Source organism: Parasediminibacterium sp. HNIBRBA5674, assembly GCF_056745525.1.
In genome coordinates this window covers 1-13,266 of record NZ_JBQWIE010000007.1, presented here as the reverse complement: position 1 = coordinate 13,266, position 13,266 = coordinate 1, and the positions used below count along the sequence as shown (strand labels likewise).

Annotated in this window: 15 protein-coding genes and 1 tRNA gene; 4 read left to right on the top strand and 12 right to left on the bottom strand. The window is 39.1% G+C overall.

What is annotated here, in order from left to right:
- Positions 1–46: 46 nt before the first annotated feature.
- The gene (gene nusA / locus ACT9TX_RS05035) at positions 47–1,306 is read right to left on the bottom strand and encodes a transcription termination factor NusA (protein ID WP_481337132.1); all 1,260 of its coding nucleotides are present in this window, start codon (positions 1,304–1,306) and stop codon (positions 47–49) included.
- A 59-nt stretch (positions 1,307–1,365) separates the two neighbouring features.
- Positions 1,366–1,836, bottom strand: coding sequence for an LSm family protein (locus ACT9TX_RS05030; RefSeq protein ID WP_481337131.1), 471 nt, complete (start codon positions 1,834–1,836; stop codon positions 1,366–1,368).
- 194 nt (positions 1,837–2,030) lie between these two features.
- Between ACT9TX_RS05030 and ACT9TX_RS05025 the strand changes: the two genes are divergently transcribed.
- Positions 2,031–2,267: a hypothetical protein gene (locus ACT9TX_RS05025; protein WP_481337130.1), complete on the top strand. Its 237-nt coding sequence runs from the start codon at positions 2,031–2,033 to the stop codon at positions 2,265–2,267.
- A gap of 40 nt (positions 2,268–2,307) precedes the next feature.
- On the opposite strand, the gene ACT9TX_RS05020 is transcribed toward ACT9TX_RS05025, so the two are convergent.
- Positions 2,308–2,922 carry an HAD family hydrolase gene (locus ACT9TX_RS05020; protein WP_481337129.1) on the bottom strand — a complete coding sequence of 205 codons (615 nt, stop codon included), beginning with the start codon at positions 2,920–2,922 and terminating at the stop codon, positions 2,308–2,310.
- 131 nt (positions 2,923–3,053) lie between these two features.
- On the opposite strand from ACT9TX_RS05020, the gene ACT9TX_RS05015 reads away from it, so the two are divergent.
- Positions 3,054–3,127 (top strand) — tRNA-Ile (locus ACT9TX_RS05015).
- A 213-nt stretch (positions 3,128–3,340) separates the two neighbouring features.
- Here ACT9TX_RS05015 and ACT9TX_RS05010 read toward each other — a convergent pair.
- The 9 genes from ACT9TX_RS05010 to traJ all read right to left on the bottom strand — a co-directional run bounded on the left by ACT9TX_RS05010 (position 3,341) and on the right by traJ (position 10,660).
- Positions 3,341–3,667 carry a helix-turn-helix domain-containing protein gene (locus ACT9TX_RS05010; protein WP_481337128.1) on the bottom strand — a complete coding sequence of 109 codons (327 nt, stop codon included), beginning with the start codon at positions 3,665–3,667 and terminating at the stop codon, positions 3,341–3,343.
- A 29-nt stretch (positions 3,668–3,696) separates the two neighbouring features.
- Positions 3,697–3,990, bottom strand: a complete 294-nt coding sequence (locus ACT9TX_RS05005; protein ID WP_481337127.1) for a hypothetical protein — start codon at positions 3,988–3,990, stop codon at positions 3,697–3,699.
- A 28-nt stretch (positions 3,991–4,018) separates the two neighbouring features.
- Positions 4,019–5,218, bottom strand: a complete 1,200-nt coding sequence (locus ACT9TX_RS05000) for a hypothetical protein (protein WP_481337126.1) — start codon at positions 5,216–5,218, stop codon at positions 4,019–4,021.
- A complete protein-coding gene (gene traN, locus ACT9TX_RS04995; RefSeq protein ID WP_481337125.1) occupies positions 5,215–6,057 on the bottom strand; it encodes a conjugative transposon protein TraN in 843 nt (280 codons plus the stop codon). The genes ACT9TX_RS05000 and traN overlap by 4 nt, the downstream gene beginning before the upstream one ends.
- A gap of 49 nt (positions 6,058–6,106) precedes the next feature.
- Positions 6,107–7,426, bottom strand: coding sequence for a conjugative transposon protein TraM (traM, locus tag ACT9TX_RS04990; protein WP_481337124.1), 1,320 nt, complete (start codon positions 7,424–7,426; stop codon positions 6,107–6,109).
- Between the two features lie 11 nt (positions 7,427–7,437).
- Entirely contained in the window at positions 7,438–8,181 is a 744-nt protein-coding gene (locus tag ACT9TX_RS04985; RefSeq protein WP_481337123.1) for a DNA-methyltransferase, read from the bottom strand.
- 82 nt (positions 8,182–8,263) lie between these two features.
- Positions 8,264–8,764, bottom strand: a complete 501-nt coding sequence (locus ACT9TX_RS04980) for a hypothetical protein (RefSeq protein ID WP_481337122.1) — start codon at positions 8,762–8,764, stop codon at positions 8,264–8,266.
- A 3-nt stretch (positions 8,765–8,767) separates the two neighbouring features.
- On the bottom strand, positions 8,768–9,385 hold the full coding sequence (gene traK, locus ACT9TX_RS04975) for a conjugative transposon protein TraK (RefSeq protein WP_379015527.1): 618 nt from the start codon (positions 9,383–9,385) through the stop codon (positions 8,768–8,770).
- Positions 9,386–9,424: 39 nt separating this feature from the next.
- The gene (gene traJ, locus ACT9TX_RS04970; RefSeq protein WP_481337121.1) at positions 9,425–10,660 is read right to left on the bottom strand and encodes a conjugative transposon protein TraJ; all 1,236 of its coding nucleotides are present in this window, start codon (positions 10,658–10,660) and stop codon (positions 9,425–9,427) included.
- 833 nt (positions 10,661–11,493) lie between these two features.
- Here traJ and ACT9TX_RS04965 point away from each other — a divergent pair.
- Both ACT9TX_RS04965 and ACT9TX_RS04960 read left to right on the top strand, forming a co-directional pair.
- Positions 11,494–12,564, top strand: coding sequence for a helix-turn-helix domain-containing protein (locus ACT9TX_RS04965; RefSeq protein WP_481337120.1), 1,071 nt, complete (start codon positions 11,494–11,496; stop codon positions 12,562–12,564).
- On the top strand, positions 12,561–13,061 hold the full coding sequence (locus ACT9TX_RS04960) for a PIN domain-containing protein (RefSeq protein ID WP_481337119.1): 501 nt from the start codon (positions 12,561–12,563) through the stop codon (positions 13,059–13,061). The genes ACT9TX_RS04965 and ACT9TX_RS04960 overlap by 4 nt, the downstream gene beginning before the upstream one ends.
- Positions 13,062–13,266: the final 205 nt, after the last annotated feature.

Sequence of the window (13,266 nt, the reverse complement as noted above, 5' to 3'; positions counted from 1 at the left end):
TAAATTACACTTAAAGTAACCTTCTTACTATCAATTACACCACAAATTAAGCACCTTCTTCTTCTCTTTCAAATTCCTCTTTCAGAATTCGTAATACGTCGTTTATAGTTTCTTTTTCAAGGTCTGTTCTACGTTCAAGTTCTTCTGCAGTTAAGCTCAATACGCTCTTAGCAGTATCGCAACCTACACGTTTAAACTCATCAATAATCCACATTTCAATTTCATCGCTAAATTCATCTAAGTCAATATCAAACTCGTTGCTTACTTCTTCATCTTTTCTAAACACATCAATCTCGTAACCAGTCAACTCACAAGCTAGTTTAATATTTACACCACGACGACCAATAGCAAGCGATACTTGGTCTTGCTCTAAGTAAGCATCTACTTGTTTTTTGTCCTCATCAATCTTCATGTAGCTAATTTTTGCAGGCGTTAATGAACGCTGAATTAACAACTGATTATTGGTGGTATAGTTAATGATATCAATGTTTTCGTTTTTCAATTCACGTACAATACCATGAATACGGCTACCTTTCATACCTACGCAAGCACCTACAGGGTCAATACGATCATCGTAGCTTTCTACAGCAACTTTTGCTCTTTCACCTGGGTCACGTACTATTTTCTTAATAGAAATTAAGCCATCCATAATTTCAGGAACTTCTATTTCTAGCAACTTGGCTAAAAACAAAGGGCTTGTTCTAGATAAAATGATAACAGGATTATTGTTTTTCAAGTCTACACGCTCAATTACTGCACGTGCATTTTCACCTTTTTTAAAGTAGTCTTGTGGTATTTGTTCAGATTTTGGTAATATCAATTCGTTGCCTTCTTCATCTAGTAACAACACCTCTTTTTTCCAAACCTGATAAACCTCAGCAGAAATAATTTCGCCTACACGTTCGTTGTATTTTTTAATTAATTCTGTTTTCTTTAAATCACCAATACGGCTAGCTAAAGTTTGTTTGGCAGCCAAAATAGCTCTTCTGCCAAAGTCTAGCATATCCATCTCTTCGTACAATTCTTCACCCACTTCAAAGTCAGGCTCAATTTTAATAGCTTGCGTATAAGCTACCTCAGCCAAGGGATCTATCACCTCACCATCTTCTACAATCATTCTTCTACGAATAATTTCAAGGTCACCTTTTTCTGAGTTTACGATAACGTCAAAATTATCGTCGCTACCATATTTTTTACGCAACAAGGTTTTAAAAACATCTTCTACTACCTTCATCAGCGTAGGTCTGTCAAGGTTTTCTGCTTCTTTAAAATCCTGAAAGGCATCTACTAAATTGATACTTGCCATACTGTTATATTTACAATGTGCGATGTATGATGTACAATTATTACATCGTAGAATCGCTTTTAAAATTTAATTTGTACTATTGTTGATTTTATATTTTCAAAAAGTATTTCTACTTGTGCTACTACTAGTTTTTTGCCTTTGCCTTCGCTCGTTTCTATGGTAATAGCATCTTCTGCAACATCAAGCAAAACACCCTCTCTTACCGTTGCATCATTTAATACAACTTCTACACCCCTACCAATATTTTTTTGGTATTGACGGTGCATTTTTAAAGGCTCGGTAATACCAGGGCTAGATACTTCTAGGCTAAAATCGCCCTCAGGATACATGCCTGCTTCTTCTATAAACTTGTATAATTGCCTGTTTATTTTTACACATCTATCTATCGGTAAGCCAGTATCTGCGTCTAAAAACACCTTAATGTTATTAGTGGGTTTTATTTTTAGCGACACCAAAAAAATCTCTGGGTCGTTAGCAATAACACCGTTAATAAATGATTCTAATACTTGTATTTGCTCTGCTGCTGCCATAGTTAAAAAGAAGAAGGGAACGACCTCGTTCCCTTCTGTTATTCGTTCTTTCGGTGCAAATGTAATGACTTGAGGCTATAAGTGCCAAATTATACTGTAAATATTTAAACATAATCTACTGATTGGTGCCAATAACGTGAAGCATTTGTGAAAATGCCCTGCGAAATGGGATAGCATATTACCTTTGCAGCATTATGATAAAGTTAATTTTTTGGTGCTTTTTAATATATTGCTTATACCGTTTCGTATTTGAATTGGTAATTCCTGTAAGCCGTACAGTTTCTAAAATGAAAGAAACAGTACAGCAAATGCAAGAACAACAAAGTTTTCAGCAACATACTACAGCTCAGCAGCCACAGCCAGAAGCGCCGAAAAAATCTACCACTACTAATACCAATGATGAGTATATTGACTTTGAAGAAGTGAAATAAACTAGTATTCAAGATACAAGGCTCAAGTAATCAAGTACAACTACAACTCTAAATCTAAAACCGTTTTTGGCGCAACGAGATGTATGGTTTTTATGCCTAGTGCATCTGCTGCTTCAATATTTTTGATGGTATCGTCAATAAATAATGTTTCTTCCGCCAATAGATTCTGTTCTTCTAAAATAGCTAAAAACGAATTAGCATAAGGCTTCCGCAACCCTAAATACTGCGAATAGTAAGCTTTTATAAAATGGTCATTAAAATCGGCTTTACCAGTATTTTCTTCATAGATTGCCATAAAAGCATCGTAATGAATCTGGTTGGTATTAGAAAATAATAAAATATTGTATTTATCTTTTATTGCTTTCAACCATTCTAAACGCTCTAGCGGAAAATTACCCAACATAGCGTTCCAAGCTTCTTTTATTTCAGCGTCAGTAAAATTTACTTTGCCATCTTGCCTAAAACGTTCGTAGAATTCTAGCTCTGATATTTTACCCGTTTCTAAATCTTCAAACAAATGGTTAGCATGGTGCTGCGTAAATAAGGCATCAAAATCTTCAATACCTAGCTTAGTAAATGCGTCTTTCGTTTTTTGATAATGAATTTCTAGGAAAATACCCCCTAAATCGAATATGATATTTTTAATTTGCTGCATTTTGCAAAAATAATAGCCAAAACTTAAAAATAGAATTGGATAATATTTTCAAATCTTTATTTTTGCCGCCTCAAAAGAAAAGTTAATAGTTCTTACATATCATTTAAGTCGAGATTAACCACTCAACTTTAGGGCCTATAGCTCAGTTGGTTAGAGCACCTGACTCATAATCAGGGGGTCCCTGGATCATGCCCAGGTGGGCCCACGTTGAAAATCAAGCAGTTATGACGTAAAAATCATAGCTGCTTTTTTATTTTTCTGGAATTTGCACAAAATTTGCACAAACCTCATTTTAACCGACAAATACATGATGCAACATTATTGTAAAGAGCTTCTTCAAAGGTACTAAATTTTTTGCCATAAAAAAAGAGGTTGCCAATAATTTTAGCAACCTCTTTAACGCCCACAACCCTTACTATTATTGCTGCCGCTGCAATAGTTCCTGAATATCTTTCAGCAAGAAATACACTCTTGAACTTACTTTTAACGGTTTCAGTTTCCCTTTCTTAATCCAGTCATAAAGTGTCGGTTTGGAAATATGGAATATGCTACAAACTTCTTTGGAACGGTACAATGGCTTATAGGTAAACTCGGAAGGCAATGCAGCAGTTGCATCTTTCTTTTCTTTCTCCATGATGCACATTTCTTCACGGATGACCTGCCTAATCTGTTCCAAAAAAATGTCAGGCTCATACGGGAACAACATGGGGGCAGCGGTCTTTCCATTTTTATCTTCCCATCCCATAACGACACTTTTTACTTTTTTACTAATAATTATAATTCAGCTACCAATAAATAAACCTTGCTACCTTGGTTCTTTTTGAAGGAAGGCACATACTTGATATAACCATAATCGCTCAAGTCTTTCACACATTTGTGGTAAGTCGTAGCTGCTGATATTTTTGCAATAAGCATGATTTCATGACTGAAAGCATTAACTGGGTTCTGGTACTGATGCTCTTTCCAATATTGCAGTAGGGCAGCATACAAACCAATATGGGTAATGCTAATGCGAGGGTCACTCTCAATAGCATTAAAAAAGTCCGAAAGTGGTTGTAACTGTTCCATTAAAGATGATTAATCCTGTTTATTTCCTTTAGCTGATGGTTTGCTTGTTTTTTCTTTTGTTCGAAGCCTTTGGTGCAGCATCGCTATCATCCGAACCACTTTGTTTCTCTTTGGCATTTTGCTTTGATGATTGCCTTTCACCATTTCCCTGTTTTTCATATTGCCCTTGTTTATTGCCGATGCGTTGCATATTGCTGTCATAGATATTGATGGTCTTGAACTGTGGGTTGGCTTCAATGAACTGCTTTTGCTCGCTACCGTTCTGCATAAATGTTACGGATTGGCGGTTGCCTTTTTGTAGTGATTCTATCAGCCTTGTTTTATCCTGCTCGGTGTCCAGTTCCTTAATGGGATGTTTATTAAGTGCTGCATTGATGTCGTACCCGTAGTTCTCATGGAACTGTTTGAACTTGTAGTTCGCATTTGCATCTGTCTGTTTAAAATCAAGCTGCACCCAAGCATTATAAACCTGGTCTTCCTTGTTCGTGAGGTCTTTGTTTACTGCCCTGCCATTCATAAGGTTATAGGCCTCTTTCAATGTAATGTTACTGCCCTTGTTGATATAGAAGGCCTGCGACATATCTTCCTTAGATTGTTCGGGCTTCAATGAAACATCGTAACGGTTAAAGAAATACATATCCGTCTCTGCCGATTTTTTAAAGTGCAGGACAGCCGATACATCATCGTTGCCAAATTTTGCTTTATGGGCAATCTGAAAATCTGGTGACTGTTTTTCGATTTTTGTCTTTAGCTCATTTTCAAGACCTTCACCAAAGCCTGTGTACTTTACCTGATCTTTCAGGAAGTCAAAATTTTTCTGGTTCATGATTTTTTGATTTGATAATGATAAAATATTTGTTTGTTGCTGTTCGATATGGTCTATCAATGCATCCGTGAATGCATTCCCTTCCTTGTTGAAGAGTGGATTAGCATCAGCATCCTTTTGGGTCAATTGGTACTGTTCCGTTTCTGCTGCCAGTGCTTTGCCATAGGGCACTTGTTTTAGGACATCTTCTATGCCATTGAAATGCAATACCTGAAAATTGTCGCTGTCACTGATGTTGTTCTTTACAAACCCATCAGCATCGCTTCGCTGTTTGAAAAAATACACATCCGTTTTGTCTATAAAGTACAGTGAACGGTTGTACGCCATCCAATGTTCGTCCTTCGATAGTGCAATGTTCACGAGGTCGAGCACTTCATCTGCTATTGCATGGCCATCTGTCATATAATTGGTTTTGCCTTCATAATATGCCTGTTCTTGAGTTTAAGTTGCAGGTCTCTGCCACCGCCCTTTTCGATGATATGTACATCAAGGTATTTGTTATCGGGAAGGGTGAGTTTTGGAACAGCAACAACAAAATATTGCTGATGCTTTCCGGGTACGGTTTCTGTTTCGCCATAATAATACAGGGGCTGCAGTTCTGTTTCCTGCGAGGCTGTACGTTTTGCTTTTTGCTTGTCCTTTACTGCAAACCTTATGGCATCCATATCATAACTGACATTCGACTTATTGTTGATAAAGAACTTGAAATAGAAAACGTCATTGGCTATGTAGAGGCTAACCAATTTTAGCTTCATTTCACCATGTTTGTCTTTTCGGTGCAGGAATGTTTTCTTTTTTTCCATGACTTTTTTTGACAGGTCGTACAGTTCCTTTGTATGGTCTTTCTGTTCGCTGAATTCTATTTTCGTAGTGCCCTGTTTCTGGAAAACAATAGTCAGGTGCATGGGCGTATCGCTGTAGCCAACATTAAACGAGTAAAGATTGCCATCGGTAGTTATCACAGTAAGGTTTGTCTCAGCAAAACTGTCAAGGGCAGCCTTTACCTGAAGCACATTTTCAACACCCTTTGCTTTTTGTGCAAGGATGTCCTTGCTGCCCCTGTCCACGCTTTTGATGGCATAGGGAAAAACAAGATTGGTTGTTTTGTAATAGGTCACCGCTATTGTGTAGGGTGCAATCACCGAATCTTTAGTTATAGGCATTTCTGTTTGTGCGGATGCCTGAATGTTCATTAGTAAAATGATGATCCCTGTTATCATTACTGCACATATCTTTTTCATACTTGGGAATTTTTAAAATGATTGATTTTTGTTTGAGATTGTTTATGGTTTAATTTTTCTGATTTTGCTTTTCATCTTGCAGCAATACTTTGTAACCTGCTTTTACGGATACTTTGATGAGTTTTACTTTTTTGCTGAACAGCGTTTTGGCGGCTTCGATACCAGCACTAGCGGCTTGTGCACCTATGGATGGATCCAAAGAAGTGTAGCCGATGCCCTGCAATGAACGGTCGGCCGATTCCTTGGCCACATCACGGGAAATGGCACCGGGTATATAAATGCCATCCATACCGTCAAGGTCATATACCTGAAGCTGAACCGGGAAAAGTGAATTGCTATAACGGATACTATTAACCTTGATGCCCAGCCTTTCCCCATTGAGCTGTGCCGTGCCGTAAACAAAATTGTTCTTGGGTACCAGCACACCATTAATGTAGATGTCGTTCACAAGCCGCAGCTTGACAGTAGAACCGTTTACCAGGGTTTGTGTTTCATGGATGACTGCTTCAATGGCATTTTGGTTGTTGCTTGCATCCATCATATTATCCAATGAATAGAAGCCGTTCTGCCGTACACTACCATGATTGTTCGTGTCTGATAGTGGCTGGATAACGGTCTGGTTGTCCAATAGGGAAACAGCATCATTGTGTGGGTTTACCGCAACAGGAAAAACTTGGCCTTTATTGGATTCAGAGTTTTGTTTGATGCGTTCCTGTACACGGTCAGGGTGCTGGATGTCCAGTATCTTTTCAAGCATACCACCCAGTTGCTGCATTTCAGGGTCTGTACCATCCTTCTGGTTCATGGCAACCATCATTTGTTCCAACCTGTCAACATCACTGCTGTTCACATTGTTATTGCTTGTACGATAAGGGGCTGCAATGTTGCTCTCGGTACTTGTTGACTGGCTAGTCGATTTATTGAGGGCATTATTCAATTCTGCCAATTTACGGTACACTTTAGCTTCGTTAGGGTCTGTCTTGCCAATACCAGTGTTGATGTGACTGTTCCTTTTTGTTATACCATAATTGCCCCTGAATATCGAAGTATCCAATTCATCCAAAACCATATTCGTATCAAGCTTTGTACGATAGTTGGGGTCGTTTTTCAATAGCTGCTGTAGCTTGAGCGAATCCGATGCAGCTTTCTCATAATAGCTGAGTTTGTCCAATGGTTTGTCATCCTTGAGGTTGGCACCTGGCAATTGCATGTTGAACCCTTTTTTAATATCCTGTGCCGAGGCGTTATCTGTTTTTCCACCACCCAATGACCAGAACATAAGGGTCATAAAGGGCAGTACCAAAAGCGGCAGTATCAACAAGAATTTACGCTGCCGCAGGAATTTCTGTGAATGTGTTTTCTGTTCCATGATTTTATTTTTTATTGTTTGAAATTTAGTTGCAAAGCATTGGCTACATGGTTACATGCGGATGCTTCTTTTAATCGTTCGTTGCAGATGTTGATATAATCTACTGGTTCATTGAACTGTGATGCGTACTCGTTTTTCTCTATCCCTATAAAACGCCTTTTTTCAAGTACAGCAGCAACAAGGAAACTACTACTGCCACAAGCATTGTCAAGTATAATATCCCCTTCATTTGAGTAGGTTCTGATGAGGTAACGCCCCAACGACACAGGTTTCTGATTTGGGTGATAAACCCTGCCTTCCGATACTGCCGTATTGCTGTATAGATGGTCTTCTTCATGGCATACCACATCATTTGGGTACCTCAAACCATTGCTCCTGCTTGTGGTGGAAGCATGGATGCCATAACTATTGTTGGGCTTGCTATGCCTTCTTGCCGTATAGGCTTTCCCATTGGACATTTGGGGGTTATAAACTGGCTGTTTCCTGTAGAAAATGCAGATGTCCTCATGCCGCCTCAATGGTTGCTTTTTTGCGTTCAGGTAATTAGTGGCGACCGATTTTATCCATACAATTTTGTACTTGAATATTTGTGGGTTGCTCATGATTAAACTGGCAGTAAAAAGCCCTTGCGAGGTCAATGCAAACACACCATTGTCCACTGTTACCCTTTCGTATTCTTGCCATAATCTCTCTAGGTCTATTGGCTTGTCCCACGGGTTTGCAGTAGTGCCATAGGGCAGGTCGGCAAGTACCATACGGATACTCTTGCTTGGAATGTCCTTCAATATTTTAAGGCAGTCCCCCTCAATTACCCTGTTCACATAATCCTTCATTGCCCTACTGTTTTCTTGATTGTAACTGATAGATTTTTTCAACGAGTGCAACACTGTCCATCAACCCCGGACGTTGTGCTATAATATCCTGATAAATCAATTTACCAGAAGGGCTTCTCGCAAGGCTGTCCATATAGTCCCTAAAACTTTTTATTCGTTGGTATTCATGCTTGGTGATACTTACTGAGGACTTTGTGTTTTCATCGCCAGATTTTCCTGAAGACAAAGCGGTTTTGATTCGTGTTACAGGGATGGCTGTTGAAGGCTTGCCTATCAGGTTACTGGCAAACAGGTAGATGCTGAGGCTACCTGTAACAAGGCAGAAAAATACCAACATGACCATCTTGCCATTGCCCGATAAACGTTCCGTTTGCTTCTGCATAAAGTTTGCCCAACGTTGTTGCCAATGGATGCACCATGCAACAATATTCTTTGCTATCCTACCCTGGGCGACATTGTCCCCGACAGGTTCTTGTTTCTTTTTATTTCTGAAGATGGAAAACATGACTTATCGGTTTTCGGTTTTTAAATCTTTGTTGTCAATGGTCGTCCAGCGTTCAATCAAGAAACCGTGGGGGTTGTTGTCCGAACGGCCAACATTGCGTAAGTATCCTTCTGTAATAAGGCTGCGTGTAACCGTGCTGGTAGTGCGGATGATATGTTGGGTAGCATAGCAGCGGAAATAGAACGGGTATGAATCAATGTTCAGACTGGTGCTGTCCACTTTGATTTCTTGGCTGATATTGCCAGCTATCACATTGGCATAGTAACCTTGTTCTTTAAGGTTATCATATTCACGTTTTGCCGAGCCATCTGCGAGATATAGTGCCTTGGTAATATTTGCCTGTATCACTTTTTCATCGGGGTCAAGCGTGAAGAAATACTGGTGGAAGTTTTTGATATGGTCTTTTGCCTCTACAGGGATATTATCCTTACGGTCAGATGCGTAAGCTTCCAATGCTTTGCCGTTGGCCAGTATATAAACCTTGCTTTGCATCTCATATACCAGCCTAAAACTCTTGAATATTGCAAAGCAACTGATGATTGCACATGCGATTACCACAACAAGCGTGAATATGCGTATATGCCTGAATGAGGTATCTATATTTTGCATTTTTTTGAACATGGGTTATGTTTTTGTATTGTTAGTAGATAATTGAAGGGTTCAAGATTTGCCCGATAGCTTGTCCTGCATGTACCCAGATTTTCCTGAAGGATTCCCTTCATTGAAATACCCAGAATTTGCACCGTAGCTGCCCATGCTACTGCTCATCCTTCCTGCTGAACTGCCCATTGCATCCACGGCCATGCCAGCACCGGAAGACATGGTATTGATAGCACCCATTGAAGTATTGCTGAAAAGGCTGGTCACTTTCTGTACCATGGCACTGCCCCCACCTGCATTGACAATGTAGTTGGCGACTGATGGCACTGTGAAATACCCAACGATACCAATAATCATGAAGACGAGATAGGCGACATCCGTTGAACTGAAAAAAGTATCACCAGAAGACTGTACCTGACCAATATCGAGTTGCAGCATCTTCTCCTGTATTTTACCAATAATGGAACCGAAAATATTGGCAACGGGCAACCAGAGGAAGTAGTTGATATAACGTGCCATCCATACCGTTAACGTGTGCTGGAAACCATCGAACACAGCTATCCCGAATACCAATGGTCCCAATATGGCAAGCACAATCAAATTGAATGTCCGCAGTGTATTGATGCAGAGTGCCGCTGCTTCATAAAGTACCCTCAATACTTCGCTCATCCATTCCTTGACAGAATTACGGAAGTTGTAAGAGGCTTTTGACATGGCGAACTTGATGTCGTTGCCCACACTTTCAAACATACCCTCATTGCTTCCAGTAGGGTCATCGGGGTGGGTGTACTTGTACCATTTATCCCTATCACCACTACCGGATTCGCCCACATACATCTGCCATGTATCTGTCTTCTTGATAGCTGCTTCTTTTTGTTTGAGCAGTTCTGTAATGGCCTTGTCGGAATCCTTGACCATTTCAGCAGTGGTCGTTACGGTTGGTTTCATGATGCCATTGATTAGCCCCAGTACCGATGGAAATATCATTACCGCAAAGCCTATCACGAAGGGACGGAACAATGGGTACGTTTCTACATCCTCAAAAAGATTGTCTGTTTGTGCTTCGTTTAAAGAAGCTGTATTATTGTTATTTTCTTCTAAGGCTGCTGTTTTTGTTCCTGCATATTGAGTTGGTTGTAGGCCATTGTCACTATCTCTTTTTTGGGCTTTCGCTTTGCTGGAAATAAAATTGAGGATGTCGCTTGAGTAGAACCGAAGACAAATAATAATGTACCATGCAGATAAAAAGAGGGCTACAAAAGTTAAGTAGGTCGTCCAAGAGATGTTTGTAAACATGTGGTTTTGTTTTTTATTTTAAGTGATACATCACGGTCATTTTCCCGATGACTTTGATAGCTTGATTTCTGTACAAAGGAACGGTCGCAGAAAGACCGTTATCAAGTCCAACATTTGTTGTACGCTTGATTGTACCCGTTGTACCCTATTGATAATCAATGAGAAAAAACATAAAAAAAGCCAAAAGTATTTTTTGGGCTTTTAGAAAATAATGATGGATTGGAATGATGAGGACGGGGTTTACAGGCTTGGATATCTGCTTTAATATTTCTACGCCTTTGGCTATTAGCGTCAAGTTAAGTTTGTATATTCCTAATAATTTCTGTCATATTGGTTCTGTCGTTTCTTACTTCGTATCAACAGTGTTTGATGGATTTTTCATTAAGTTTTTTTGCAGGTTAATGGACTCTATTAATCGCACCCATATATATGTAATCTGTGATTATACACAAATACATCTCTTTTGCTGGTAGATCAAATTGTTATACTGCACGTACAACCGCTGTATGATTAAAAAAAATATCAGTATCGGGAAAATGCTTTTTCTACTTTATACATATTGGACACTTATTAAGCAGTATTTCTTGCAGTTGCAAGCTACTTTTTCAGCCTTTAAAATCATCTTTATTTATTACCAGCGTGCCTTACTGATTTCTACTATAGGTAAAGACCTAGAATATCTTAACGGAAGTACAATAGCTATAAGCTTGTTAGCTTTATTACAACTATTGGTAGCTGTAAATCGTGGAAAGAATTATTTTTATACTTGTTGACAATACGAATATATTTTGTACTTTTGTCAACAAGAAGCATTTCTTAAAACTAAACAACTAATGGAAAATGTGTTTTCAAATAGACTGATAGCGGCACGTAAAATGGCTGGTTTATCGTTGCAAGGATTGTCCGACAAACTGGGCAATGCTGTAACCAAGCAGTCGTTGAACAAATACGAGCAAGGTGTGATGCGACCTGATAGCCAATTGCTTATTGCACTAGCAGGTGCATTAGCAGTAACTGTTGACTATTTTTATTCTACACCGAGTGTTTTGGTAGAGTTGACCAATGTGAGTTATAGAAAATATTCATCTAAGCTTACCAAAGCTGAAGAGGTATCTGTTGAAGAAAAGACTAAAGAAGGTTTTGAACGTTATTTTGAGTTGGAAGAGATTTTAAATTTTCAGGAAAAAAACAAATATTTCAATTACCCCAATATCATTAGTACCCCAGAAGATGCAGAACAGGCTGCTAAGGCATTGAGACTAGATTGGGAACTTGGCTATGACCCTATTACCGATGTTGTAGAAATGCTGGAAGACAAAGGGTATAAAGTAATAGAAATAGATGCCCCTGATGCTTTTGATGGCATGAAGGCAGACATTAGCGGCAAGCCCGTAATTGTTTTAAAAAAGTGCAAAACTGAACAAGAGGATGTGGTACGCAAACGCTTCACTGCGTTGCATGAACTGGCACACCATGCCCTACAATTTTCGGACACTTTAACAGAAAAGCAAGAAGAAACACTTTGCCATTCATTTGCAAGTGCGGTATTGTACCCAGAGGACATGGCAAGAAAGGAATTATATAAGGACAGGTTTCATTTTTATGAACGGGAACTTGTTATTATCAAACAGCGATGGGGCATTTCGATAGCTGCCATTTTTAGCAGGGCAAAACAATTGGGTATTATCAACGACCATGTGTATCGGATGTTCAATAGGAATTACCGACAACGTAAACTTCATTTGAATGAACCTGGCAGGTTTTTAAGTAGAGAAAAACCTACCCGTATGGAACGGCTTGTATATCTGGCATTGGCAAAAGAAGTATTAACCATCAATGAAGCTGCACATTTTGCAGGTATTTCCTCGTGGAAACTTCGTGAGCAAATGAACCAGATGGTATGAAAGTAGTTGTGACGGATGTAAGTGTATTTTTTGACTTGTACAAAATTGAAGCCCTACCAGAATTTTTTGCATTGGACTTGGATGTGTGTACGACAGATTTTGTGTACAAAGAAATACTGCAAACGGAACAGAAGGAAACATTTGAATTATTTGAACGTAGCAATAAGTTGACTATTTTAACTTTTACTGCCGAAGAAGAACTGGAAGTGAGCCAGTTTAAAACGAAGTGGCAAAACAGGTCGTTGAACGACAAAACCATATTATGGAAATCGTTGCAATTGAAATCCGTTTTATTGACCTGTGATGGCAAGTTGAAAAAGGAAGCCGAGCACCACAATATTGAAGTGCATGGCAGTATTTGGTTGGTAGAGCAAATGGTGGAACATTTTATTGTGGGCAAGCCAAAGGGCATATTGTTATTGGGACGCTTAAAGCAAACCAATTTTAGGCTGCCTATGGATGTGATAGATAAGTTGATTAAAAAATGGAAGACATAAAAAACCGAAGCTAATGGAATGAGGCTTCGGCGGAATGAAATGAAATTTTAAGTTTGGACGCCTATTATTTCTTTCGCCGCTAAGGTAGCAGATTTATCTGCTTTACCAATTATTCCTTGGGCGAAATGCAGGGCAAACGCATCTAAATTTATTTTTTGCATACTTATTAAGTAAAGGCGAACGTTTTGGATAGAAAACATTTATG